21 protein-coding genes are annotated in these 25,493 nt (G+C 73.7%); 15 read left to right on the top strand and 6 right to left on the bottom strand.

From position 1 onward, the window contains the following. Window positions 1–20: 20 nt before the first annotated feature. The gene (locus tag A3CO_RS33960) at window positions 21–1,856 is read right to left on the bottom strand and encodes an alpha/beta hydrolase (protein ID WP_018334633.1); all 1,836 of its coding nucleotides are present in this window, start codon (window positions 1,854–1,856) and stop codon (window positions 21–23) included. 131 nt (window positions 1,857–1,987) lie between these two features. On the opposite strand from A3CO_RS33960, the gene A3CO_RS0123135 reads away from it, so the two are divergent. The 3 genes from A3CO_RS0123135 (at window position 1,988) to A3CO_RS0123125 (ending at window position 4,474) form a co-directional block, all read left to right on the top strand. Next, window positions 1,988–2,785, top strand: coding sequence for an IclR family transcriptional regulator (locus A3CO_RS0123135; protein WP_018334632.1), 798 nt, complete (start codon window positions 1,988–1,990; stop codon window positions 2,783–2,785). A 103-nt stretch (window positions 2,786–2,888) separates the two neighbouring features. Then, window positions 2,889–3,491, top strand: a complete 603-nt coding sequence (locus A3CO_RS36230) for a hypothetical protein (protein ID WP_018334631.1) — start codon at window positions 2,889–2,891, stop codon at window positions 3,489–3,491. Further along, window positions 3,488–4,474, top strand: a complete 987-nt coding sequence (locus A3CO_RS0123125; protein WP_018334630.1) for an adenosine deaminase — start codon at window positions 3,488–3,490, stop codon at window positions 4,472–4,474. The genes A3CO_RS36230 and A3CO_RS0123125 overlap by 4 nt, the downstream gene beginning before the upstream one ends. On the opposite strand, the gene A3CO_RS33950 is transcribed toward A3CO_RS0123125, so the two are convergent. From A3CO_RS33950 to A3CO_RS40145, 3 genes are all read right to left on the bottom strand, one after another. After that, a complete protein-coding gene (locus A3CO_RS33950) occupies window positions 4,465–5,400 on the bottom strand; it encodes a zinc ribbon domain-containing protein (RefSeq protein ID WP_018334629.1) in 936 nt (311 codons plus the stop codon). The two genes, A3CO_RS0123125 and A3CO_RS33950, sit on opposite strands and share 10 nt — an antisense overlap. 122 nt (window positions 5,401–5,522) lie before the next feature. Beyond that, window positions 5,523–10,328 (bottom strand): ATP-dependent helicase, encoded by a 4,806-nt coding sequence (locus A3CO_RS0123115; RefSeq protein WP_026204910.1) that lies wholly within the window; start codon window positions 10,326–10,328, stop codon window positions 5,523–5,525. 28 nt (window positions 10,329–10,356) lie between these two features. Continuing rightward, the gene (locus tag A3CO_RS40145) at window positions 10,357–10,491 is read right to left on the bottom strand and encodes a hypothetical protein (RefSeq protein WP_281167699.1); all 135 of its coding nucleotides are present in this window, start codon (window positions 10,489–10,491) and stop codon (window positions 10,357–10,359) included. Window positions 10,492–10,604: 113 nt separating this feature from the next. On the opposite strand from A3CO_RS40145, the gene A3CO_RS0123105 reads away from it, so the two are divergent. From A3CO_RS0123105 to A3CO_RS0123075, 6 genes are all read left to right on the top strand, one after another. Continuing rightward, window positions 10,605–10,799, top strand: coding sequence for a DUF3046 domain-containing protein (locus tag A3CO_RS0123105; protein ID WP_026204909.1), 195 nt, complete (start codon window positions 10,605–10,607; stop codon window positions 10,797–10,799). 198 nt (window positions 10,800–10,997) lie between these two features. Then, window positions 10,998–12,044, top strand: a complete 1,047-nt coding sequence (gene recA / locus A3CO_RS0123100; protein ID WP_018334625.1) for a recombinase RecA — start codon at window positions 10,998–11,000, stop codon at window positions 12,042–12,044. Next, window positions 12,044–12,622, top strand: coding sequence for a regulatory protein RecX (locus tag A3CO_RS0123095; protein ID WP_018334624.1), 579 nt, complete (start codon window positions 12,044–12,046; stop codon window positions 12,620–12,622). Before recA ends, A3CO_RS0123095 begins: the two co-directional genes overlap by 1 nt. A gap of 195 nt (window positions 12,623–12,817) precedes the next feature. Continuing rightward, a complete protein-coding gene (locus A3CO_RS0123085; protein ID WP_018334622.1) occupies window positions 12,818–13,654 on the top strand; it encodes a hypothetical protein in 837 nt (278 codons plus the stop codon). Beyond that, window positions 13,654–15,573 (top strand): fumarate reductase/succinate dehydrogenase flavoprotein subunit, encoded by a 1,920-nt coding sequence (locus A3CO_RS0123080; RefSeq protein WP_018334621.1) that lies wholly within the window; start codon window positions 13,654–13,656, stop codon window positions 15,571–15,573. The genes A3CO_RS0123085 and A3CO_RS0123080 overlap by 1 nt, the downstream gene beginning before the upstream one ends. A 3-nt stretch (window positions 15,574–15,576) precedes the next feature. Continuing rightward, complete coding sequence (locus A3CO_RS0123075) at window positions 15,577–16,431, top strand: succinate dehydrogenase/fumarate reductase iron-sulfur subunit (RefSeq protein WP_018334620.1); 855 nt, start codon at window positions 15,577–15,579, stop codon at window positions 16,429–16,431. A 52-nt stretch (window positions 16,432–16,483) separates the two neighbouring features. On the opposite strand, the gene A3CO_RS0123070 is transcribed toward A3CO_RS0123075, so the two are convergent. Continuing rightward, window positions 16,484–17,083, bottom strand: a complete 600-nt coding sequence (locus A3CO_RS0123070; RefSeq protein ID WP_018334619.1) for a dihydrofolate reductase family protein — start codon at window positions 17,081–17,083, stop codon at window positions 16,484–16,486. Between the two features lie 154 nt (window positions 17,084–17,237). Here A3CO_RS0123070 and A3CO_RS0123065 point away from each other — a divergent pair, with 154 nt between their 5' ends. The 3 genes from A3CO_RS0123065 (at window position 17,238) to A3CO_RS33945 (ending at window position 20,750) form a co-directional block, all read left to right on the top strand. Continuing rightward, on the top strand, window positions 17,238–18,662 hold the full coding sequence (locus tag A3CO_RS0123065) for a wax ester/triacylglycerol synthase domain-containing protein (RefSeq protein ID WP_018334618.1): 1,425 nt from the start codon (window positions 17,238–17,240) through the stop codon (window positions 18,660–18,662). A gap of 127 nt (window positions 18,663–18,789) precedes the next feature. Continuing rightward, window positions 18,790–20,298: a tRNA (N6-isopentenyl adenosine(37)-C2)-methylthiotransferase MiaB gene (gene miaB, locus A3CO_RS0123060; protein ID WP_033414849.1), complete on the top strand. Its 1,509-nt coding sequence runs from the start codon at window positions 18,790–18,792 to the stop codon at window positions 20,296–20,298. Continuing rightward, window positions 20,295–20,750: an Rv2732c family membrane protein gene (locus tag A3CO_RS33945; protein ID WP_018334616.1), complete on the top strand. Its 456-nt coding sequence runs from the start codon at window positions 20,295–20,297 to the stop codon at window positions 20,748–20,750. The genes miaB and A3CO_RS33945 overlap by 4 nt, the downstream gene beginning before the upstream one ends. Before the next feature lies 1 nt (window position 20,751). Here the strand turns inward: A3CO_RS33945 and A3CO_RS0123050 are convergent, their stop codons facing one another. Then, window positions 20,752–22,692 (bottom strand): potassium transporter Kup, encoded by a 1,941-nt coding sequence (locus A3CO_RS0123050; RefSeq protein ID WP_018334615.1) that lies wholly within the window; start codon window positions 22,690–22,692, stop codon window positions 20,752–20,754. 92 nt (window positions 22,693–22,784) lie between these two features. On the opposite strand from A3CO_RS0123050, the gene A3CO_RS0123045 reads away from it, so the two are divergent. Genes A3CO_RS0123045 through A3CO_RS0123035 form a run of 3 tightly spaced genes read left to right on the top strand, consistent with a single transcriptional unit; the run spans window position 22,785 to window position 25,464 of the window. Beyond that, entirely contained in the window at window positions 22,785–24,002 is a 1,218-nt protein-coding gene (locus tag A3CO_RS0123045) for an NRAMP family divalent metal transporter (protein ID WP_018334614.1), read from the top strand. Further along, the gene (locus A3CO_RS0123040) at window positions 24,002–24,610 is read left to right on the top strand and encodes a 5-oxoprolinase subunit B family protein (protein ID WP_026204908.1); all 609 of its coding nucleotides are present in this window, start codon (window positions 24,002–24,004) and stop codon (window positions 24,608–24,610) included. The genes A3CO_RS0123045 and A3CO_RS0123040 overlap by 1 nt, the downstream gene beginning before the upstream one ends. Next, window positions 24,607–25,464 (top strand): 5-oxoprolinase subunit C family protein, encoded by an 858-nt coding sequence (locus tag A3CO_RS0123035; protein WP_018334612.1) that lies wholly within the window; start codon window positions 24,607–24,609, stop codon window positions 25,462–25,464. The genes A3CO_RS0123040 and A3CO_RS0123035 overlap by 4 nt, the downstream gene beginning before the upstream one ends. Window positions 25,465–25,493 lie beyond the last annotated feature (29 nt).

The following is a 25,493-nucleotide window of genomic DNA, read 5'->3' as shown; positions in this document are numbered from 1 at the left end:
GGCGCCCACTCCCCGGGCGGTCACCCGCCGACGGAGGTCGCGGAGGTCCCGACGAGGGCCTGCTGCACCCGGGTGGTGTCGGCGTCGGTCCATCCCTGCGGGGCGCCGATCGCCGCCCACCCCCGGAGGACCTCGTCCTGGTAGACGTGGCCGTGGCCCGGCGGCACGTCCACGGCGTTGACCAGGTCGATCGTCACCTGCCAGAAGGTGATCACCGGGTACCAGCTCATGGCGCCGAGCACGTCGTAGCCCCGGGGCTCGACGAGCCAGTCGGGCCGTTCCCAGAGCAGGCGCGGGGACCACCAGACGACGGGGTCGGACGGGTGCTGCAGGTAGAGCACGTGCGGTGTGATCCACGGGGTGGAGGGTGTGTGGGACACCGCGGCCGCCCCCGCCCCGGCGGCGAAGCGCACCACCAGACCGTCGGAGTAGGTCGGGAGCACCTCGGGGGAGCCGGGGTCGCGGCGGGACACGATCTGCGACCACAGCCGGTTGGAGTTCGGCGGCCCGACCCAGAGCGCGCCGTCGGTGTTCGCCCGCACGTCGGCGAGGGAGGAGAACGCGGCCTCCGAGCCCTGCGAGCCGAGGCTCTCCCCGAAGACCAGCATCCGCGGGCGGGGCAGACCGGCCGGGATGGCCTCGATGCGCGCGTGCACCGCGTCGATCAGCAACCGCCCGGCCTCCTCCGCGCGCGGCCCGTCGAACAGGAACGACAGCCAGCTCGGCAGGTAGGAGTACTGCGTCGCGACGATGGCGCTGTCCCCGCCGTACAGGGCCTCCAGCGAGTTGGACACGGGATCGTCGACCCAGCCGGTGCCCGTCGTCGTGATGACCGCGATCACCGGCCGGGCGAACGCGCCCTCGCGGTCGAGCTCGGCGACGGCGAGGTCCGCGCGCGCCTGGGCGTCGGGGGCCGACTCGAGGCCCACGTAGGCCCGGACCGGATCGACGGCCGGGCGTCCCGCCGCGCGGGCGAGGGTCGCCGCCGGCAGACCGGCCGCGACGAAGCGACGGCCCTCCTTGCCGAGGGTCTCCCAGGGCACGAGCGAACCGGGCGAGCCCGAGCGCGTCGGGCTCGTGGGCCGGTCGAACCCCGGGTAGCTCTCGTCGTTGACCCCGGAGAAGGCCTGGTCGACGACGGCGAGGGTGCCGCGCAGCACCACCTGGTTCGCGAAGGCCGCCAGGACGACGGCGAGCAGCACCACGGCCACCGCGGCGGCGATGCGCCGCGGCAGGTGGGCGTAGCGCCGCAGGCCGCGGACGAGCACGTGGTCGGCGTGGCGGACGATCCGGACGGCGCCGATCGGCACGACGGCCACCAGGAGGCCGAGCGGTACCGCGCGGGAGTACCCGAGCAGCGTCGGAGGCTCCAGCCCCATGAGCGCGGCCAGCTCCCGTTGCCAGTGCACGCCCGCCACCAGGGCGATCAGCACGACCACCACGGCCGCGACGAGCAGGATGGGCCACGCGGCCAGCCGCACCGGACGCGGCACCCACAGCCGGAGGTGGGCGACGAACCGCAGGCCGACACGGGTCCGGCGGACGAGGAACCACAGCGACGTGCCCACCGCGTACCCCGCCGCGGCGGAGAGGCCGGTGGCGAGGCCCTGGACCATCCAGTCGCGGGGGATGAGCGACGGCGTCATCGCGAGCGAGCCGAAGGCGACCCCCACCACCAGCCCGAGGGCGTCGACGCGCAGCCAGCGCAACCCGGCGTGGTCCAGCGGCCCGGGCCCGCGGTGCACCACGTGCGCTGCCGGCGGGCGCGGCCGCGTCCCGTGCAGCGGCCCGGCGTCCGTCCCGGAGCCCGACGGCGGCTGCGGATCGGTGGCGAGCTCGGTGTCGGCCCTGGGCACGGAGGACAGTCTGGACCCTGCGCGCCTGGTCCGAATGGTCGGACCCGGCGGGTGTGACCGGGGACCCCGGAGGTTCTACACCGTTGTCGCGACCCGGCGCTGCGCCGTTCGGGGTCGTTACACTGCCCTGCGTGACGAGGGCCGACGGTGACCGGGGAGATCGCTCGTCGGTCCAGTCGGTCGACCGGGCGGTCACGATCCTCGAGATCCTCGCGGCGCGCGGCGAGGCCGGCATCACGGAGATCGCCGAGGAGCTCGGCGTCCACAAGTCGACCGCGTCCCGCCTGGTGTCCGCCCTGCAGCGCCGCGGCCTGCTCGAGCAGCTCGGTGACCGGGGCAAGTTCGCGCTGAGCTTCGGCATCGTGCGGCTCGCCGCGGCGACGACCGGGCGCATGGACCTCGCCCGGCTCGGCCAGCCCACCTGCCAGGCCCTCGCGGAGATCGTCGGCGAGACCGTGAACATCGCGGTGTCCGACGGCGAGGCCGCCATCAACGTCGCGCAGGAGTTCGGCACCTCCTCGGTGAGCACCCAGAACTGGGTCGGCCGCCGGACCCCGCTGCACGCGACCTCCGCGGGCAAGGTGCTCCTGGCCCACATGGACGACGGGGAGCAGCGGCTCCTGCTGCGCCGCCGGCTCCCGCGGTTCACCGAGGCGACGATCACCGAGCCCTCCGCCCTGCGCACCGAGCTGGCCCGGGTCCTCGACGAGGGCTACGCGCGCTCCTTCGAGGAGCTCGAGGTCGGCATGCACGCGGTCGCCGTGCCGGTCTGGGCGCACGACGGGTCCGTGGTCGCCGCCCTCTCGGCGTCGGGCCCCGCCTACCGCCTCCCGCGGCGACGGGCGCGGGCGATCGTGGGCGACATGCGGGAGGCGGCCCGGGAGCTCTCGGCCCGGCTCGGGTGGGTGGAGCCCTCCGGGTCGTCGTAGCTCCTGCCGTTCGGCGCAGCACCGCCTGTGGATGATCGTCGGTTGTCCACAGGGTGCGGTCGCGTCGTTGCCGGGGCGGGGACGCGGCGCCGACCCTGACCGCATGCGCGAGATGATCACGGTCCGCGAGGCGGACCACGAACTCCGGATCCAGGTCCTCGACGCCCGGGCGTACGTCGCGATCGTGCCCGTCGGGGCGGACGCGGGGACCGTGGCGGAGCCCGAGGGGCCGGGACTCTCGGTGTCGCTCCCGGCCCGCCGGCTGCACGCCCTGCTGCGGGCGGCCTGGGCCGACGACCAGTTCGGCACCGCCGGGCCGATGGACCCGCCGCTGTGGCCCCTGTCCGAGCCGGACCCGGAGGACGACCCCTACACCGAGGAACGGCGGCTCTTCGGCTGGCGGGAGGACTGGCCCGACGCGTGGGACGTGCCCGACGGCGAGGTCCTGCCGTTCCCGCGCCGGCCGCCCCGGCCCGCCAACGGGGGTCTGCCGTGGTCGGCCGAGGACGACGCGGCGCTGCGCGCGGCCTGGCTCGCGGCCGACCCCTCACGGTCCCGCACGGCCGTGCTCCACGACCTGGCCACCCGCTTCGCGCGGACACCGGCGGCCGTGACCGCCCGGCTCCACCGCGTGGGGTGCGCCCCGTCGGTCCGGGGCAGCGGCTGCACCGACCCGGTCCCGGATGAGCCAGGATCCCCGGCATGACCGACACCCCGCCCGCCGTCGAGCTGCACGTCCACGTCGAGGGGACCCTCGAGCCCGAACTGATCATGGAGCTGGCGGAGCGGAACCGGGTGTCGCTGCCGTACGCCGACCTGGACGACCTGCGCGCCCGCTACGCCTTCGACGACCTCCAGCACTTCCTCGACCTCTACTACGCGAACATGGCGGTGCTGCGGGAGCCGGCCGACTTCGCGGCGATGACGACGGCCTACCTGACGCGGGCCGCAGCGGCCGGGGTACGCCACGTCGAGCTGTTCGTCGACCCGCAGGCCCACCTCGCCCGCGGCGTCCCGGTCGAGGCGGTGCTCGAGGGCGTGTCGGGCGCCCTGGCGGCGGCCCCGGCCGGGATGACGACGGGTCTGATCCCGTGCTTCCTGCGCGACCGGCCCGCCGCCGAGGCCGACGCGGTGCTCGACGCGCTGCTGGCGGGTGGGACGCCGCTGCTCGGGATCGGGCTGGACTCCGCCGAGGTCGGCAACCCGCCGTCGCGGTTCACCGACGTCTACGCGCGGGCCCGCGCCGTGGGCCTCCGGCTCGTGGCGCACGCGGGGGAGGAGGGGCCCGCGGCCTACGTGTGGGAGGCACTCGACGTGCTCGGGGTGGAGCGGATCGACCACGGCATCCGCAGCCTGGACGACCCGGCGCTCGTCGCCCGGCTGGTCGAGGAGACCGTGCCGCTGACGGTGTGCCCATTGTCGAACGTGCGGCTGCGGTGCGTGGACACCCTCGCGGCGCACCCGCTGCCGGCCATGCTCGACGCCGGGCTCGCGGTGAGCGTCCACTCGGACGACCCCGCGTACTTCGGCGGCTACGTCGACGACAACCACCGCGCGGTCGCCGCGGCCCTGGACCTCGACCGCGACCAGGTCCGCACCCTCGCCGACAACGCCGTCGAGGCGGCCTTCGTCGACGACACCCGCCGGGCGCAGCTGCGGGCCGAGGTGGCCGCCTGGGCTCAGGCCTGAGCGTGGGCCCAGAGCAGGAACGCCGCGGCGTCGTCGAGGTCGGCGAACCCCGCGCCCAGCGCGTCGACCAGCAGGTCGTTCGAGCCGCAGGCCACCCGACCGATCGTGTGCCGGGTGCGGTCCACGGGCGGGAGCTCGACGCCGAGCACCGACGCCACGATCTCCCGCTTGCCCTCCCCGCCCGACCCGCCGTCGACGGTGAGGATCGGCAGGAACCGCTCCGGACGCGCCACCGCCAGGACGTGGGTCAGCACCGACTCCCGGGCGCCCCCCATGGCGTGCGGGCTGGTCTGCTCGACCAGGGCGGTGAACCGGTCCTCGAGCGGCGGGTCGTCCGGGGACTGCTCGTCGTCGCCGCTCTCGCCCCGCAGCAGGTACTCCACGGCGTCGCGGAACCGCTGCGAGGCGTCGCGGTCGCCGAGCTTGCGCCACTCGCGGGAGAACGACGAGGTGTTGCCCGACAGCGCCAGCACGTCGGTGGTCACGAAGTCCTTGAGCGGCCCGGGCTCGGCGTGGGGGAGCCCGGCGCGGCTGAACATCAGCTCGTAGAGCCGGCGGAAGTCGGCCGCGTAGGGGTCGGGACGGGGCCGCTGCCGGGGCCACGCCGCCTTGAGGGCGGCCAGTCGCTGCAGGGCCTCGCCGGGCACGTCGTCCAGGGTCGGGAACCGTCGCACGACGGGGGCCGCGGCGGGTGCCGGGACCGAGCGGGTGGTGACCGGCCGCGACGTGGTCGCGGCCCGCGGCGCCCGGGTGCGCGGGGTGGGCGTCTTCACGGGCTTCGGGGTCACCGCCCGGGGCGACACGGGTCGCGCGCCGTGCATCCAGTGGTGGCCGCACGTCGTGCACCGCATCTCGTTGCGGCCGTCGTCCGCCATCCCGACGTACTCCGCCGCTCCGACCTCGCAGCTCGGACACGCCAGCGCCATCGGACTCCCTCCTCGCCGGACCATGCGGCGCCCATCTTGCCTGCCGTCGCCCGAGCCCGCGCCCGGCGCACCGCGTCGGGGTCGCCCCGTGGGGTGGTACCCCGTCACGACGCCGTGGGCCGTCACGCCCGGATGCGCAGTCCCTTCGGGCTGTTGCGGAACCCGGCCTCGCCCAGCGCCTCGGCGAGCACCCCGTCCATGGCGCTCGACCCGTCGGTGCGTTCCACCGACAGCCCGCCGAGCGAGCCGTCCCGCACCGCGGTGGTGAGGGCCGTCGCCGCCTCGGTCAGCCGGTCGCGGTCGTCGGTGAACGACAGCAGGGACTTCCCGCCGCGCTCGACGTAGATCGTCGGCTCACCGTCGGTGAGGACCACGAGTGCGCCCGCCTTGCGCCCGGGCCGGTGCCCGGTCGTCCCGTCCTGCGAGGCCCGCGTCGGTGGCCACTCCAACGCCGCCCCCCAGGGCTGGGCCGGGTCGGTCGCCGCGAGCACGAGGGCCTGCTGTCCCCGCGCCGAGGCGTCGTCGTCGCGCGACGTGGCGCGGAGCCGGTCGATCGCGCCGGGCACGGCGAACTGCGCCGCGCCCAGCCCCTCGACGACGTAGCCGCGCCGGCAGCGGCCGGACTCCTCCATGGCGCGCAGCACCGGGTAGATGCCGGCGAATCCGCCGGTGATCCGCTCGGTGTCGAGCGCGCCACGGGTGAGCACCCCGTGCCGCTCCAGGAAGGACTCGGTGCGGGCCTGTGCCCGCCGGGTGGCGTCCGCCTCCCGCTCCGGTACGGCCGACCACCGGCCCGCGACGGTCGGCGGGCCGGTCCGCGACGGCATCTGCGGCCGCCCGACCCGCGCGTACCGGCCGCGCGACGGCGTCCGCCGTTGCTTGTGCGCGGCCTTCGACCGCCCCCCGCCGCCCGACACCAGCGCCCGGACCGGCGCGAGGGTGTCGTTCGTGGCGAGGCCCGCCCACACCAGGTCCCACAGCGCCTCGGTGGTGGTCGGGTCGTCGGGGATCGTCTCGCCGGCATCGCGCAGGATCGTGCCGGCGCGGTCGGAGAGCGTGCGGAAGAACAGCGCACCGCCGCCGTCGAGGGCCTCCAGCAGCGCCCGGTGCAGCGGCGACTCCGCCAACCCGTCGTCGGGCTCGGGCAGCATCAGGTCGGCGACGTCGGCCGGGGCGACGGCGAGCCACCCGTCCCCGCCGGACAACGTGCCGCAGCCGGTCCACGTGACCTCCCCGGCGCTGGTGAGCTCGTCGAGCAGCGCCGAGGTGTAGCCGGGCAACCGGGCCGGCAGCACGAGCGACTCCCACGCGCTCGCCGGCACCGGGGCGCCCGCGAGCTGCTCGATCACGTTCAGCAGGTCGTCGGGGCTCGGGGCGCGCCGGCGGCGGCCACCGATGCCGTGCCACGAGGGCAGGAACCGTCCGAGCGCCGCCGGCTCGACCGGCTCGACCTCGGCCCGGAGCCGGGCGAGCGACCCGCGCCGGATGCGGCGCAGGACCTCGGCGTCGCAGAAGTCGATGCCCGTCGCCGCGGTCGAGCTCCGCTGCGCTCCGTCCGCCCCGCCGGGGACCCCCGTGTCGCCCGGCACCGGCGGGGCGTCGGTCGGGCGCAGCTCGCCGCGCACGAGCCGCCCGGCGCCCGCCATCCGCTCCAGCACCGACGACACGACGGCGGGTCCGAGCCCGAACCGACGGGCCGCGGCGGACGCCGGGAAGGGCCCCCGGGTGCGGGCGTAGCGGGCGAGCAGGTCGCCGAGCGGATCGGCCACCGGCTCGGTGAACGCCTCGGGCACCCCGACCGGGAGCCCTGCACCGAGCGCGTCGCGCAGCCGGCCCGCGTCCTCGATCGCCACCCAGCGCCGCTCGCCCGCGATCTTCACCCGCAGCGCCCGGCGCGAGGACTCGAGCGATTCCAGCCACTCCTCGCGCACCCCGCGCGCAGCGGCCTCCGCCGTCGTCAGGTCACCGACGAAGCGCAGCAGGTCGGCCGTGCCCTCCACGTCGCGCACGTGCCGCTCGGGATCGGTGCGCTGCAGACCCGACTCCACCTCCGCGAGCACCTCGACGTCGAGGAGCTCCCGGATCGCCTCGGAGCCGAGCAGTTCGGCCAGCAGCGTCGAGTCCAGCGAGAGGGCCGCCGCCCGCCGCTCGGCCAGCGGGGCGTCCATCTCGTAGAGGAACATCCCGACGTAGCCGAACATCAGCGTCCGGGCGAACGGCGACGCCGACGGGGTCGCCACGTCGACCACCTGCACCGAGCGCGACCGGACGTCGCGCATCAGCTCGACCAGCCCCGGGACGTCGTAGACGTCCTGCAGGCACTCCCGGTAGGTCTCCAGCACCACGGGGAACTGCTCGTACTTCGACGCCACGCTCAGCAGCTGCGCCGCCTTCTGGCGCTGCTGCCACAGCGGGGTGCGGCGGGTGGGGTCGCGCCGCGGGAGGAGCAGCGACCGGGCCGCGCACTCACGGAAGCGCGCGGCGAACAGTGCCGAGCCGCTCACCTCCGCCGTCACCAGCTGGTCGACCTCGTCGGGGTCGAGCAACACGTCCTCGGCGCCCGGGAGGATCTCGGCGCCGGTGTCGTCGAGGGTGTCGGGCAGCCGCAGCACGATCCCGTCGTCCGCGGAGGCGGCCGAGACCTCGAGCCCGCGCTGCTCCCGGAACCGCGCGGCGATCGCGAGCGCCCACGGCGCGTTGACCTGGGCACCGAACGGCGAGTGCACCACGATCCGCCAGTCGCCGAGCTCGTCCCGGAACCGTTCGACGACGATCGTGCGGTCGCTCGGGACGTGCCGGGTGGCGTCCCGCTGCTCGCCGAGGTAGCCGACGAGGTTGTCGACGGCCCACGCGTCGAGGCCCGCCGCGGCCGCCCGTTCCCGGGCCGCGCCGTCGTCGGCCGCCGCGATCTCGCGCACGAAGGCACCGAGGGCGCGTCCGAGCTCGAGCGGCCGCCCGAGCGCGTCGCCCTTCCAGAACGGCATCCGTCCGGGCACGCCCGGGGCGGGCTCCGCGATCACACGGTCACGCGTGATGTCGAGGACCCGCCAGGTGGTGGAACCGAGCAGGAACGTGTCGCCCGCCCGCGACTCGTAGACCATCTCCTCGTCGAGCTCGCCCACCCGGGAGCCGCCGGTGCCGTTCTCCCCGGACCCGGGGGTGACGACGGTGTAGAGCCCGCGGTCGGGGATCGTGCCGCCGGAGGTCACGGCGAGGCGCTGGGCACCGGGCCGGCCCGCGAGCTCGTCCGTCACCCGGTCCCACGTGATGCGAGGCCGGAGCTCGCCGAACTCCTCGCTCGGGTAGCGACCCGCGAGCATGTCGAGCACCGAGGTCATCGCGGAGTCGGGCAGCCCGCTGAAGGGCGCCGCCCGGCGCACGAGGGCCGTGAGGTCGGTGAGCGACCAGTTCTCCATGGCGGTCATCGCCACGACGTGCTGGGCCAGGACGTCGAGCGGGTTGCGCGGGTAGCGCATCGCCTCGATCTTCCCGGTGGCCATCCGTTCGGCCACGACGGCGCAGGAGACGAGGTCGCCCCGGTACTTCGGGAACACGACCCCCTCGGACACGGCGCCGACCTGGTGGCCCGCGCGCCCCACCCGCTGCAGGCCGCTCGCCACCGACGGCGGCGCCTCGACCTGGACCACGAGGTCGACCGCGCCCATGTCGATGCCCAGCTCCAGGCTCGACGTGGCCACCACGCAGGGCAGCTGCCCCGACTTCAGCGCCTCCTCGACGAGGGTTCGCTGGGTGCGGCTCATGGACCCGTGGTGCGCCCGCGCCACGATCACCTCGGCGGGCTCGGCCACGCCGGACTGCCCGACCGCCTCCGCCGGGAAGGGGCCCCTCGCGACGACGGCTGCCTCGGCCTGTCCCCCGGAATCGTGGTCGGAGTCGTCGTCGAGGTCGTCGTCGTCGAGGTCTGCGTCGAGGTCGACCGGTTCCGCCTCCGCCTGCGCCAGGGCGGCCCGTTCGGTGGCGAGCTCGTTGATCCGCGCGGTCAGCCGTTCGGCGAGCCGTCGGGAGTTGGCGAACACGATGGTGGAGCGGTGTGCCTCGACGAGGTCGAGCACCTTCTCCTGCACCGCCGGCCAGATGGAGGCGCGCTGCGCGGCGCCGGCGGCGGAGCCCTCGACCTCCTCCTCGACGCCCGGGCCGCTCTGGTTGTCGCCGGCGTCGAGCGCGCTCATGTCCTCGACCGGGACCACCACGCTGACCTGGACGACCTTGGTCGACTCCGGCTGCACCACCCGCACGGGGCGCCCGCCCGCGAGGAAGGTGGACACCTCCTCGACCGGCCGCACCGTCGCCGAGAGCCCGATGCGCTGGGCGGGCGTGTCCAGCAGCGCGTCGAGGCGCTCCAGCGACAGCGCCAGGTGCGCCCCGCGCTTCGAGGCCAGCACGGCGTGGACCTCGTCGAGGATCACGGTGTCGACCCCGCGCAGCGACTCCCGCGCCGCCGAGGTGAGCAGCAGGAACAGCGACTCGGGGGTGGTGACGAGGACGTCGGGCGGGGTGCGGTTGAACGTGCGCCGCTCGTCGGCCGGGGTGTCGCCGGTGCGGGACCCGACGGTGATGTCGGGCTCCGGCAGCCCGAGCCGGTGGGTGGCCTGGCGCAACCCGGCGAGCGGCGAGCGCAGGTTGCGCTGCACGTCGACGGTCAGCGCCTTCATCGGCGACACGTAGAGGACCCGGCAGCGTCGCTGGGGCTCCTCGGGCAGCGGCGCGGCGGCCAGCCGGTCGAGCGCCCAGAGGAAGGCGGCCAGCGTCTTGCCCGAGCCGGTCGGGGCGACGACGAGGGCGTGCTCGCCGTCGGCGACCGCCTCCCACGCACCCGCCTGCGCGGCGGTGGGCTCACCGAAGGCACCGGTGAACCAGTCCCGCGTGGCGGGGGAGAAGCGGTCGAGAACGGTCACGACGTCATGCATACCCGCCGGGTCCGACACTCACCGGCCGTCACCGGCGCTGGGAGAACCACCAGCGCAGCAGCACCACGAGCGCGGCGACCAGGCCGAGCACCGCCAGCACCGGCCCGAACCACTCGTAGCCCGCCGGCACGGGCAGGCCGATCTGGGCGACCACGACATCCACGCCCTCGAGGCTACCGATCGGGCACCGCTCGCCCCGCTCCACGGCCGGGGCTTCCCGTCCCCGACGACGGGTGGGGTCGGGCCGCGCCCGCGGGCGCACCTACCCTCGGGGGCGTGCGTCTGACCCACTTCCGGCAGCTGATGGAGGACGAGTTCGGCGCCGTGCGCGCCTCCTCGATCGCCCGGGACCACGTGTTCTCCGCGCTCGACGGGCGGACCGTGGAGCAGGCGCTGGAGTCCGGCGAGGAACCCCGCGAGGTCTGGCGGGCGGTGTGCGCCGAGTTCGACGTGCCGGCGTCGCGCCGGTGAGACCGTCCGGCGACGACCGGCGTGTCCCCCTGCTGGATCGAACACGTGTTCGTCTAGTCTGAACGCCCTAGGCGGTTGTCCCCACCGGCACCGACCGCCCGAGTTGTCCACAGCCGCAGACCTGCTCCTACGACGTTGTCGGACCCCTGCCCTAACGTCGCCGCCGAAGACCACACCCGTCCCGAGGGGGAACCCCGAATGCCTCAGGCCCCGGATCGCGACAAGGCGCTCGAACTCGCCCTGGCGCAGATCGACAAGCAGTTCGGCAAGGGCTCGGTGATGCGCCTCGGCGACGAGGGTCGCGCGCCGATCAGTGTCATTCCCACCGGCTCGATCGCCCTGGACGTCGCGCTCGGCGTCGGCGGTCTGCCGCGTGGCCGCGTCGTGGAGATCTACGGTCCGGAGTCCTCCGGGAAGACCACCGTCACGCTGCACGCGGTCGCCCAGGCGCAGGCGCAGGGCGGCGTCGCGGCGTTCATCGACGCCGAGCACGCGCTGGACCCGGAGTACGCCAAGGCGCTCGGCGTCGACACCGACGCCCTGCTTGTCGCCCAGCCGGACACCGGTGAGCAGGCGCTCGAGATCATGGACATGCTGATCCGGTCGAACGCGCTCGACATCATCGTCGTCGACTCGGTCGCCGCGCTCGTGCCCCGCGCCGAGATCGAGGGCGACATGGGCGACAGCCACGTCGGCCTGCAGGCCCGGCTCATGAGCCAGGCGCTGCGCAAGATCACCGGTGCCCTGAACCACTCCGGCACCACGGCGATCTTCATCAACCAGCTGCGCGAGAAGGTCGGCGTCATGTTCGGCTCGCCGGAGACCACCACCGGTGGCCGCGCGCTGAAGTTCTACTCGTCGGTACGGCTGGACATCCGCCGGATCGAGACGCTGAAGGACGGCACCGACGCGGTCGGCAACCGGACGCGCGTCAAGGTCGTGAAGAACAAGGTCGCCCCGCCGTTCAAGCAGGCCGAGTTCGACATGATCTACGGCCACGGCATCTCCAAGGAGGGGTCGCTGATCGACGTCGGCGTCGAGCAGGGCTTCGTCCGCAAGTCGGGCGCCTGGTACACCTACGACGGCGACCAGCTCGGCCAGGGCAAGGAGAACGCCCGGAAGTTCCTGCGGGAGAACCCGGACGTCGCCGGCGAGATCGAGAAGCGGATCAAGGAGAAGCTCGGCATCGGGCCGAAGCTCGACGCCGACGAGACCCAGCCGGCCCCGGCCCCGGTCGACTTCTGATGGCTCTCGGGCAGCGGCCGCGCCGCCGCGCCCGGGAGGAGCCGGAGCGGGACGCACCGCCCGATCCGGCCGCCGACCCCGAGTCGGTGGCGCGCGCGATCTGCCTCGACCTGCTCACCGCCCGCGCCCGCACGCGGGCCGAGCTGGCCACCGAGCTGGCGCGACGCGACGTCGCCGACGACGTCGCCGTCGCCGTCCTGGACCGCCTCGAGGAGGTCCGGCTGCTCGACGACACCGCATTCGCGGAGCAGTGGGTCGACTCCCGGCACCGCCACCGGGGTCTCGGTCGCCGGGCGCTGTCGCAGGAGCTGCGGCGCAAGGGGATCGACGCCGAGACCACGGACGCCGCGGTCGCCGAGCTCGACCCCGGGTCCGAGCGCGCCAAGGCCGTCGAACTGGTCCGGCGGCGGCTGCCCTCGCTCGACCGCGTGGAACCCCAGGCCGCCGCACGGCGCCTGGTGGGGATGCTCGCCCGCAAGGGCTACGGCGCCGGCCTCGCCTACGAGGTCGTCCGCGAGGAGATGGCCACGCGCGGCGCCGAGCTGGAGGGCGACGCGCCGGACGACGACGAGGTCTGACGGCCTGACACTCCGTCAATCGTGCTCGTGATGCGGATCACCACAACATCACCTGTGATCCGGACGACAGCCGGGAACACTCAGTCGTAGTGTGCTGCGCACCACACGGCGTGACGCCGTGCCGGAGGCCCTCCACCACCACCCGGGGGCGCGGCGCCGGTCGTCACGCGAGCCCGTCGACGAGGACCGGTGCGAGTGACCACCACAGCGCACGACCCCGGAGCACCTTCGGCCGAGAACCCCGGCCGCGCGGACATCCGGGCGAGAACCCTCCGCCGCGACCGCTGGTGGCTGGCGCCGCTGGTGAACGCCCTCGGACTGGCCACGTTCGTCGTCTACGCGACGATCCGGTCGTTCTGGGGATCGGCGTACTACGTCCCGGCGTACCACTACCTCTCGCCGTTCTACTCGCCCTGCTTCTCGGCGAGCTGCGTGCCGGGGTCGAGCCACTTCGGGGCGTTCCTGCCGGCCTTCCCGCCGTGGATCCCGCTCGCGATCCTGTCGTTGCCGTTCCTGCTCGGGTTCCGGCTGACGTGCTACTACTACCGGAAGTCCTACTACCGGGCGTTCTGGATGTCGCCGCCGGCGTGCGCGGTCTCGGAACCCCACGGCAAGTACACCGGCGAGACCCGCTTCCCGCTGATCCTGCAGAACGCGCACCGCTACTTCTTCTACGTCGCCTTCCTGATCTCGCTCATCAACACCTACGACATGGTCGTGGCGTTCCAGAGCGACGCGCCGGACGGCTCCGTGCGATTCGGGCTCGGGCTGGGCAACGTCATCCTGCTGGTCAACGTGATCGGGCTCTGGCTCTACACGCTCTCGTGCCACTCCTGCCGGCACGTCACCGGCGGGCGGCTCAAGCACTTCTCGCGGCACCCGGTGCGGTACCGGATCTGGACCACCGTCTCGCGCCTGAACACGCGCCACATGCTGTTCGCGTGGATCACCATCGCGACGCTGATCCTCACCGACCTCTACATCATGCTCGTCGCGAGCGGCACCATCTCCGACCTGAGGATCGTGAACTGATGGCCGACACCACGACTCCGGACGTCGTCCACCACACCTACGACGTGCTCGTGATCGGTGCCGGGGGTGCCGGCCTGCGCGCGGCGATCGAGGCCCGGATGCGGGGCAAGCGCGTCGCGATCCTCTCGAAGTCGCTGTTCGGCAAGGCGCACACGGTGATGGCCGAGGGCGGCATCGCCGCGTCCATGGGGAACGCCAATCCCCGGGACAACTGGGAGGTGCACTTCCGCGACACCATGCGCGGCGGGAAGTTCCTCAACAACTGGCGGATGGCCGAGCTGCACGCCAAGGAGGCGCCGCAACGCGTCTGGGAGCTCGAGACCTACGGCGCGCTGTTCGACCGCACGCCCGAGGGGAAGATCAGCCAGCGCAACTTCGGCGGTCACCAGTTCCCGCGCCTGGCCCACGTCGGCGACCGCACCGGCCTCGAGCTGATCCGCACGCTGCAGCAGAAGATCGTGTCGCTGCAGCAGGAGGACCACGCCCGCACCGGCGACTACGAGTCCGACCTCAAGGTCTTCCACGAGTTCACGGTCACCGAGCTGTTCAAGGACGGCGACCGCATCGCCGGCGCCTTCGGCTACCGCCGGCCCACGGGGGAGTACCTCTGCTTCCACGCCCCCGCGGTCGTGCTCGCGACCGGCGGGATCGGGAAGTCGTTCAAGGTCACCAGCAACTCCTGGGAGTACACCGGCGACGGCCACGCCCTCGCGCTCCGCGCCGGCGCCCGCCTGATCAACATGGAGTTCGTCCAGTTCCACCCGACGGGGATGGTCTGGCCGCCCAGCGTCAAGGGCATCCTCGTCACCGAGTCCGTCCGTGGTGACGGCGGCGTGCTCAAGAACTCCGAGGGCGAGCGGTTCATGTTCCGCTACATCCCGGACGTGTTCCGCGAGCAGTACGCGACCAGCGAGGACGAGGGCGACCGCTGGTACGACGACGCCGACAACAACCGCCGTCCCCCGGAACTGCTGCCGCGCGACGAGGTGGCCCGGGCGATCAACAACGAGGTGAAGGAAGGTCGCGGGTCGCCGGCCGGTGGGGTCTACCTCGACATCGCGAGCCGCCGGAGCACCGAGTTCATCCGCAAGCGCCTGCCCTCGATGTACCACCAGTTCAAGGAGCTGGCCGACGTCGACATCACCGCCGAGCCGATGGAGGTCGGCCCGACCTGCCACTACGTCATGGGCGGCGTCGAGGTCGACCCGGACACGGCCGGCACGGTCGTGCCGGGGCTCTTCGCCGCGGGCGAGGTCGCGGGCGGGATGCACGGCTCGAACCGTCTCGGCGGCAACTCGCTGTCCGACCTCCTCGTCTTCGGCTGCCGGGCGGGGGCCGGCGCGGCGGACTACCTCGACGCGCTGGCCGGTGCTCCCGCCGTCAGCGAGGAGGCCGTCGACGCGGCGCTCGCCGAGGCGGAGAAGCCGTTCTCGGTACGGGGCGCGGAGAACGCGTACACGCTGCACCAGGAACTGCAGCAGACGATGAACGACCTCGTCGGCATCATCCGGCGCGCCGACGAGATGGAGATGGCGCTCAAGCGGCTCGCCGAACTGCACGACCGCATCCCGAAGGTCGGCGTGACCGGTGGACGGGCCTACAACCCGGGCTGGCACCTCGCGATGGACCTCCGCAACATGCTGATGGTCAGCCAGTGCATCGCGATGGCGGCCCTCGAGCGCCAGGAGAGCCGCGGCGGCCACACGCGCGACGACTACCCCGCGATGAACGAGAACTGGCGGCGCGAGCTGCTCAACTGCTCGCTGACCGACGGTCCGGACGGCCCGCAGGTGCACCTCGAGCACCAGCCGCAGCCGGCGATGCGCTCGGACCTGTTCGACCTCTTCGAGCTCGACGAGCTGAAGAAGTACTACACCGGCGACGAACTCGGCGGTCACCGCGCGGATCAGGGGATGTGAGCCATGGGATACCGGGCGAAGTTCGAGGTCTGGCGCGGCGACTCGACCGGCGAGGGCGCCCTGCAGCCGTTCGAGGTGGACGTCAACGAGGGCGAGGTCGTCCTCGACATCGTGCACCGGTTGCAGGCCACCCAGGCCGGTGACCTCGCGGTGCGCTGGAACTGCAAGGCCGGCAAGTGCGGGAGCTGTTCCGCCGAGGTCAACGGCCGGCCGCGGCTGATGTGCATGACGCGGATGTCCACGTTCGACGAGCACGAGACGGTGACGATCACGCCGCTCCGGACGTTCCCGGTGATCCGGGACCTCGTCACCGACGTCGACTTCAACTACGTCAAGGCGCGCGAGATCCCCTCCTTCGCGCCGCCGGAGGACCTGGCGCCGGGCGAGTACCGGATGAGTCAGATCGACGTGGAGCGGCCGCAGGAGTTCCGCAAGTGCATCGAGTGCTACCTGTGCCAGAACACCTGCCACGCGGTGCGCGACCACGAGGAGAACAAGGCGGAGTTCGCCGGCCCGCGCTACCTGATGCGGGTCTCCGAGCTCGACATGCACCCCCTCGACGTCCGTGACCGCAAGGACGCCGCCCAGGAGGACCACGGCCTCGGCTACTGCAACATCACCAAGTGCTGCACCGAGGTCTGCCCCGAGCACATCAAGATCACGGACAATGCGCTGATCCCCATGAAGGAGCGCGTGGTCGACACGAAGTACGACCCGCTGGTCTGGCTCGGCCGCAAGATCTTCAAGCGTGAGGACCTGGAGCGCAAGCACGCCACCGGGAAGCGCTCGCTCGACGACGCCGGGCCCGACAACGGTTCACCGTTGCCCGCCGACTCGATCGGCCCCGCGGGGACCTGAGGCCCGGTCCCGACGGCCGGTGCGCGGTACCCGCCGTCGGGACGGGGGTCGGTCAGCGCCGCACGGTGTAGTGCAGGTGCAGGACGCGGTCGCCCTGCACGATCCGGTCGGCGTCACCGAGCAGGACCGTCCCCGCGTGGTCCCCGAAGAACCGCACGCCCTCGCCGAGGACGACCGGGGCGACGTCCATGGCCACCTCGTCGACGAGGCCCGCGGTGAACGCCTGACCGCCGATGTCGCCGGCCGTGACGCAGACGAGCCCGTCGTCCCCGGCGAGTTCCCGTGCCCGCCCGATGCCCTCCTCGACCGACCCCGCGACGTGGAACGGGGCCTCCGGGTGGGCGGCGAGCCATTCCGGCGGCAGGGGCCGGTGCGTCACGACGACGAGCTGGTCACCGGCCGCGGTCCGGCCGTCCCAGCCGTTCGTGGTGTCGAACAGGTGCCGACCGATCACGGTGACGTCGACCGCGTCCCAGAACGGCTGGAGGTAGTCGGCCGACGCCGCGGTGACCGAGAAGTGCCAGTCGCTCGGCCGGGCCACCACGTCCGTGTCGCCGTTGGAGTACCAGTCGAACAACGGCCCGACCGAGTCGTCCGGGCGGGCGATGAACCCGTCGACCGACACGACTGCCTGCATCACGACGCGCGCCATCGACGCACACCCCCGGACTCGTGGTACTGACACTGAGATGTGTAGTCCTACTGCAGGACCACGGCGTTGTCATCTGCCGGAGGGATCTCGGCCCTCGACGGGCGTGGCGCCGCCCTGCGAAGCTGGGTCGTCCGCCCGGCGGAGGGAGAGTCCCGTGTCCGTCGATCCCGCTCCACGACGCGGTCCGGACGGCCGGCTGCTGTGGGCCCGGTCGCCGGAACTCACCGGGTTCGAGGCCCTGATGTGGCGCGTCGAGGCCGACCCGCGGATGCGGTCCACCGTGCTGGTCGTCGAGACCCTCGACCGCGAGCCCGACTGGGACCGCATGGTCGCGGCCACCGACTGGGCCTCGCGGGTGGCTCCGCGGCTCCGGGAACGGATCGTGACGCCGTTCCTCGGGGCCGGGACCCCGTACTGGGCGGTCGACCCGTACTTCGACCTGCACTACCACCTCCGGCGCCTGCGCCTGCCCGACGGCGCCGGGACCGCCGACCTCCTCGAGCTGGCCGAGCAGGTCGCCATGACGCCGCTCGACCCGGCCCGGCCGCTGTGGGAGGCGACCGTCGTCGCCGGGCTGCCCGACGGTGGCGCCGCGCTGCTGTTCAAGCTCAGCCACGTGCTCTCCGACGGGATGGGCCTGGCCCAGCTCCTCGCCGGGCTGCACTCCCGCACCCGGGAGCCCACGCCCGACAAGCCCCAGCCACCGGCGCCGACCCCGACGCCGGACGGGCCCGCCGACGCGGTCGTCCGGCAGGTCCGGGCCGACCTCGGCCTGCTCGCCGGTGCCTCCCGGGGCCTCCTCGGCGCGGCGGGCGCACTCGTCCGGCCCGACCGGGCGGTCCGGGACGCCGCCGCGTACGTGGCCTCCGCGGTCCGGGTCCTCTCGCCGCCGCCCGCCCCGCCGCTCCCGGTCCTCGCGGACCGGAGCCCGTCGTGGCGCTTCCGCACGCTCGACGTGCCGTTCGACCGCCTGCGGGCCGCCGGGAAGGCGGGGGGCGGTTCGGTGAACAGCGCCTTCGTCGCCGCGCTCCTCGGCGCCTTCCGCCGCTACAGCGCCCGGTGCGGCGACCCGCTCCCTGCGGACCGGCTCATGCCCGTGACCATGCCGATCTCGGTGCGCCGCGCGGAGCACGAGGCGGGCGGCAACCGCTTCGCGCCCGCCCGCCTGTCGGCGCCGGTGGGCCTCGCGGACCCGGCCGCCCGGATCGCCGACGTGCACCGCCGGGTCCGGGCCGCCCGCGACGAGCCGGCCCTGGAGAGCGTCGAGCTGGTCACGCCCGTCCTGGCCCGGGTGCCCGGGGCGCTCATCACCCGCTTCGGCGGCGCCACCACCGGGGGCAACGACCTGCAGGCCAGCAGCATCCCCGGCCTGCAGGGCGATCACTACCTCGCCGGGGCCCGCATCCGGCGCGCCTACCCGTTCGCGCCGCTGCCCGGCTGTGCGGCGATGATCGCCATGATCACCCACGGCGACGTCTGCTGCGTGGCCGCGAACCTCGACCCCGCCGCGATCACCGACCTCGAGGGCTTCACCCACGACCTCGCCGACGGCTTCGACGAGGTCCTGGACCTCGCGTGAGGCTCGGGCGCCCTCGTCGGCGACGGCGCCTGCGGCGCCGAGGGTCACCGCCCCCGCGCCGAGGAGCACCGTCCGCCGACCGACCACGGCACCGTGCTCCCGGCCGCCGGGCCTACCCTGGACACCGATGAGCGGCGCCAGGACCTTCGCCATCCGCACCCACGGATGCCAGATGAACGTGCACGACTCCGAGCGCCTGGCCGGCGTCCTCGTCGAGGCGGGCTGGGAGCCGGCGCCGGACGGTCAGGCCGTCGAGGACGCCGACCTCGTCGTGTTCAACACCTGCGCGGTGCGCGAGAACGCCGACAACAAGCTGTACGGGCAGCTCGGCCGGCTCGCCCCGGTGAAGGCTGCGCGGCCCGACCAGCAGATCGCCGTCGGCGGCTGCCTCGCGCAGAAGGACCGCAGCACCGTCACCGCGAGGGCGCCGTGGGTCGACGTCGTGTTCGGCACGCACAACGTCGGGTCGCTGCCCGCGCTGCTCGAGCGCGCCCGGCACAACGGCGAGGCGCAGGTCGAGATCCTCGAGGCGCTCGAGACGTTCCCCTCGCACCTGCCCGCGCGCCGCGACTCGGCCTACTCGGGCTGGGTGTCGATCTCGGTCGGGTGCAACAACACGTGCACCTTCTGCATCGTCCCCTCGCTGCGCGGCAAGGAGGTCGACCGGCGGCCGGGGGAGATCCTGGGCGAGGTCGAGGCGCTCGTCGCGGAGGGCGTGCTCGAGGTGACGCTGCTCGGGCAGAACGTCAACGCCTACGGGGTGGGCTTCGAGGACCGGGCCACCGGCCGGACCGCGTTCGCCGACCTGCTCCGCGCGTGCGGCGGCGTCGAGGGTCTCGAGCGGGTCCGCTTCACGAGCCCACACCCGCGTGACTTCACCTCCGATGTCATCACCGCGATGGCCGAGACCCCGAACGTCTGCCCGCAGCTGCACATGCCGCTGCAGTCCGGCTCGGACCGGGTGCTGAAGGCGATGCGCCGCTCCTACCGGGCCCGCCGCTACCTCGACATCGTCACCGAGGTGCGCGCGGCGATGCCGGACGCGGCGCTCACCACCGACATCATCGTCGGGTTCCCGGGCGAGACCGAGGCCGACTTCGCCGAGACGCTGCGCGTGGTCGAGGAGTCCCGTTTCGCGCAGGCGTTCACCTTCCAGTACTCACCGCGGCCCGGCACCCCCGCCGCGACCCTGCCCGACCAGGTGCCCAAGGCCGTCGTCCAGGACCGCTACGAGCGGCTGGTCGCGCTGCAGGAGGAGATGTCGCTCGCGGGCAACCGGGAGCAGGTCGGCCGCGAGCTGGAGCTCCTGGTGGCCACCGGCGAGGGGCGCAAGGACGCGGCGACCCGCCGGATGTCCGGCCGCGCGCGCGACGGGCGGCTCGTCCACTTCACCCCGACCGGCGTCGCGGGGCCGATCCGACCCGGGGACGTCGTGACCGTGCGCGCCACCTACGGCGCGCCGCACCACGTCGTCGCCGACGGGGACGTGCTCACGCACCGGCGCACGCGGGCCGGCGACGCGCACGAGGCGGGCACGCGCCCGACGACGCCGCGGGTCGGGTTGGGTCTGCCCGCCATGGGTAAGCCGCAGGATCAGCCGGTCGAGACCGGATGCAGCGTCGGGAGCCTCACGTGAACCCCTTCGACAGCGACACCGAGACCGCCGAGCCGCAGCCGGCCCGGCCGTCGATCTCCCGCGAGGTCGACTTCGGGCCGAAGGTGCTCGTCGTCGCGATCGCCATCTTCGTGCTGCTCGTCGCCGCGATCCTGCGCTGGACCGCCGGCGGCGCGACGGGCTGGCAGGTCGTGTCCGGCGACCCGGGCGTCACCGCGCTGCCGCGGCTGTTCTCGATCCTGGCGCTCGTGTTCGGCGTCGGGTTCTCGGCCGCGTCCGTGATGACCCGCCGCTGGGTCCTCGTCTTCGTGACGGCGGCCGGCTGCGCGATCACCTCGGTGACGGGGCTCTGGGCCGTGTGGTCGCAGAACACCGTCCCCGAGGGCGGCCCCGGGATCGGCCTCGTGCTCGCGCTGGTCGCGATGGTGGTGCTCACCGGCCGCTGGGCCGGCTGGGCGTTCTCCCGCACCTGAATCACAGCTCGAGCGTCGACCCCATCACGACGGTGCGCGCCACCGGCAGCTTGAACGAGCCGGCGGGTGAGGCCGCGTTGTGCGCCAGGCCGACGAACAGCCGCTTGCGCCACGTGGGCAGGCCCGGCGCGTCGCCACGCTCGATCATGACGCGCGAGATGTAGTACGACGCGGTGTCCGGGTCCGCTCTCTCGAGCTCGGGGGAGAGCCCGCAGGCCAGGCGGAGGACGTCGGGCACGTCCTGCCGGTCCTGGAACCCGAAGCGGGCGCGGACGTGGACGACGCCGTCGTGGGAGTTCTCGAGGTCGTCGACCGTGACCCGCTCCTCCCGCGGCACGTGCGGCACGTCGATCGACACCAGGGACACGATCACGACCTGCTCGTGCAGGACGTGGTTGAACTCGACGTTCGCGCGCAGGGCCAGCGGCGCGGTCTCGTTGGTGGGGNGGGGGAAGACCGCCGTGCCGGGCACGCGGGTGACGCCGTCGAGGGAGTCGAGGAAGTCGTCGAGCGGTCCCTCGAGCGAGGTCCGGCGCTGGGTGATCACGCGCCGGCCGCTCTGCCACGTGCTCATGACGAGGACGACGATCACCGCGACCAGGAGCGGGAGCCAGCCGCCGGAGACGATCTTGATGATGTTGGCGCCGAAGTAGAGCAGCTCGACGACGCCGAAGAGCACGCCGAGGCCCACCACCTGCCACCACGCCCAGTGCCAGGTGTGCCGGGCGTGCAGCAGGAACAGCGTGGTGGAGATCAGCAGCGTGCCGGTGACGGCGAGGCCGTAGGCGGTGGCGAGGCTCGCCGAGGACCGGAACGTGGCCACGAGGATGAGCACCCCGCCGAAGAGCAGCCAGTTCACGGCGGGCACGTAGATCTGGCCGCTCTCGGACGACGAGGTGTGGCGCACGGTGAGCCGCGGCAGGTAGCCGAGCCGCATCGCCTGCAGCGAGACCGAGTAGGCCCCGGAGATGACCGCCTGGGAGGCGATGACGGTGGCCGCGGTGGCGAGCACGATCAGCGGGATGCGCGCCCAGCCCGGGGCGAGCAGGTAGAAGGGGCTCGAGACGGCCGACGGGTCGTGCAGGACGAGCGCGCCCTGGCCGAGGTAGTTGATGATCAGAGCCGGGAAGACGGCGACGAACCACGCCATCCGGATCGGGCGCCGCCCGAAGTGGCCCATGTCGGCGTAGAGGGCCTCGGCGCCGGTGATCGACAGGACGACCGCCCCCATGGCGATGAACGCCGTGTAGGGGTGGTCGGCGATGAAGGTGACGATGTAGGTCGGCGAGAGCCCGAGCAGGACGTCGGGGTGCTCGATCACGTGCGGGAGCCCGAGCACCGCGAGCACCACGAACCACACCGCCATGACCGGCCCGAACAGCCGCCCCACCCGCTCCGTGCCGCCCCGCTGGACGATGAAGAGGGCCGCGAGGATCACCGCCCCGATCGGCAGGACCGCCTCGGCGAGCTCGGGCCGCACCACCTCGACGCCCTCCACGGCCGAGAGCACGGAGATCGCGGGCGTGATCAGCGAGTCGCCGTAGAACAGGGCGGCGCCGAGGACGCCGAGGCCGATCGCGAACGTCGCCGCCCGGCCGGTCAGGGCGCTGCGGACGAGCGCGGCGAGGGCCATGACGCCACCCTCGCCGTCGTTGTCGGCGCGCAGCATGAACAGCACGTACTTGATGGTCACGATGATCAGCACCGACCAGAAGATCAACGAGATCACGCCGAGGACGTCGCCCCGGGAGGGGCTGACGGCGCCGTTGTCGATCGAGAAGACGGTCTGCATCGCGTAGAGCGGGCTGGTGCCGATGTCGCCGAACACCACGCCGAGGGCGCCGAGGGCCAGGCCCGCGCCTCCCCGGCCCAGGGCCGCCGGGTGATCGACACCGACGGAGCGCCCGCGCGGGGTGGCAACGCTCGTGACTGCCTCGGTCATGCGCGCCAGTGTGCTCCGTAGCGCCGATCACGTCGCTTCGAACCCTGTCCGATCGGGTTGACGGATTGTTGAACAATCCCTACCTTCCCGGCATGGCAGCGGACGAGGGCCGACCCACCGTCGACGTGCGACGCAGCCTGGCCGTCGCCGGCGCCATGTTCCTCATGGCGATGTCCGCGGCGGGTCCCGGATTCATCTCCCAGACCGGCACCTTCACCGCGCGCTACGGGCCGAGCTTCGCCGCCGCCATCGTCGCGAGCGTCCTCGTCGACCTGGCGATCCAGCTCAACGTCTGGCGCATCATCGGGCTGTCCGGGATGCGGGCCCAGGACCTCGCCAACCGGGTGGTCCCGTACTCCGGGCACGTGCTGGCGTTCCTCGTCGTGGTCGGCGGCCTCGTGTTCGGGATCGGGAACATCAGCGCCGCGGGCCTCGGGCTCCACGACACGTTCGGCCTCGACATCCGGCTCGGCGCGGTGCTCAGCGCCGTCCTCGCGATCGTGATCTTCAACTTCCGCGCCCTCGAGGGCACGATCGACCGGGCGGTCCTCGGGCTCGGCGTGCTCAAGATCGGCCTGATCGCGGTGGTCGCCGTGGTCACCGCCCCGCCGGTCGGGGAGGCGGCGCTGCGCACGGTCGCGCCCGTCGGCCTCGACTTCCTGCCGGTGCTCACCCTCATCGGCGGCACCGTCGGCGGGTACATCACCTACGCGGGCGCCCACCGTCTCATCGAGTCCGGCACCACCGGGCCCGAGCACCTGCGGACGATCAGCCGCGGTTCGGTCAACGGCATCCTCGTCACCGGCGTGCTGCGCATCCTGCTGTTCCTCGGCATCCTCGGTGCGGTGGCGGGCGGGGCGCAGCTCTCGGCGGCCGACCCGGCCGGTTCCGCGTTCGCGTTCGCCCTGGGCCCGGTCGGGCTGCGGCTGTTCGGCGTGGTGCTCTGGACGGCGGGCATGACGTCCACGATCGGCGCCTCGTTCACCTCCGCGACCTTCCTGCGGACGCTCTCCGGGGTGGTCGACCGTCGGTTCAACCTGACGATCTCGGCCTTCATCACCGTGTGCACGATCGCGTTCCTGCTGCTCGGGCAGACCCCGTCGGCGCTGCTCGTGTTCGCGGGCGCCTTCAACGGCCTGATCCTGCCGTTCGGCCTCGCGATCCTGCTCTGGATCGGCTGGCGGCGCCGTGACCTGCTGACGGGCTTGCGTCAGCCGGTCTGGCTGCTCCTGCTCGGACTGGCCGCGTTCGTGTTCACCCTCGTCGCGAGCGTGCAGTCGCTGGCCGCGCTGCCCACCATCTTCCGGTGATGCGGACCCGACCCTGCGGGGACACCGGCCTGCTCGTCGAGCTCGACTCGCTCGACGAGGTCCTGGCGCTGCACGCGGACCTCGCCGCGGACCCGCCGTCGGGAACCGTCGATCTCGTCCCGGCCGCGCGGACCGTGCTCGTCCGCGTCGCCGCCGCGGCCGACCTCGCGGGCGTGGCCGCCGACGTGCGCGCCCGCGCGCCCGAGCCCGTCGGCGAGCGCGGGGCGGGGGAGGTCGTCGAGATCGCGGTGACCTACGACGGGGACGACCTCGACGAGGTCGCGCGGCACACCGGCCTCACCGCCGACGAGGTGGTCGCGGCGCACACCGGCCAGACCTGGACGGTCGCCTTCGCCGGCTTCACCCCCGGCTTCGGCTACCTCGTCGGGTCCGACGACCGGCTCCACGTCCCCCGCCGGGAGTCCTCGCGCACCCGCGTCCCGGCCGGCGCGGTCGGCCTCGCCGGCGAGTTCAGCGGCGTGTACCCGCGCGAGTCACCCGGCGGCTGGCAGCTCATCGGGCGCACCGACCACGTCCTGTGGGACCTCGAGCGCGACCCGCCCGCCGTGCTGCTCCCCGGCACCCGCGTCCGGTTCCGCGTCGCATGATCACCGTCCTCGCCACCGGCGTGCAGACCACCGTGCAGGACGTCCGGGGCCGACCGGGTCGCGCCGACCTCGGCGTCGGCGTGTCCGGTGCCGCCGACCGTCGCGCCCTCGCGCTCGCGAACCGCCTCGTCGGGAACGCCCCCGACGCCGCCGGCCTGGAGATCACCCTCGGCGGCTTCGCCGCGACCTTCCTGACGTCGGGTGTGGTCGCGCTGGCGGGCGCCCCCGCCCCCCTCACCGTGGACGGCCGGGCGGCGGATCCGTACCGACCCGTCGTCGTGCCGGCCGGGGCCCAGGTTCGGCTCGGGACCCCGGCGACCGGCCTGCGCACCTACCTCGCCGTGCGGGGCGGGATCGCCGTGACACCGGTGCTGGGCAGCCGGGCGACCGACGTCGTCGCGGGACTCGGCCCCGCCGTCGTGACCGAGGGCGACGAGCTGCCGGTGGGGCCCGCGCCGACCGCCCCCGTACCCGTCGTCGACCTCGCGCCGCCGCCCCGCTCGGACGGCGTGCTGCGGGTGGTGCCGGGGCCGCGTCACGACTGGTTCGCCGACCCGGCGGTGCTCCTGCGCAGCGCCTGGAGCGTCACGGACGACCTCAACCGCGTCGGGTTCCGGCTCGAGGGACCGGAGCTCGTGCGGGCCGACGCGTTCGCCGAGGTCGAGCTCCCCAGCGAGGGCGTGATCCGGGGGAGCGTGCAGGTGCCGCCGTCGGGCCGCCCGACGGTGTTCCTCGCCGACCACCCCGTCACCGGCGGCTATCCGGTGATCGGGGTCGTGGTGGACGCCGACACCGACGTCGCGGGACAGCTACGTCCGGGGGACACGGTGCGGTTCCGGGCGGTGTCGGTGTGAGCGGACCGCACCCCGGTGCCGCGACCGCA

This window comes from Actinomycetospora chiangmaiensis DSM 45062 (assembly GCF_000379625.1).
GTDB lineage: Bacteria > Actinomycetota > Actinomycetes > Mycobacteriales > Pseudonocardiaceae > Actinomycetospora > Actinomycetospora chiangmaiensis.
This window is presented reverse-complemented; position numbering and strand designations above follow the sequence as displayed.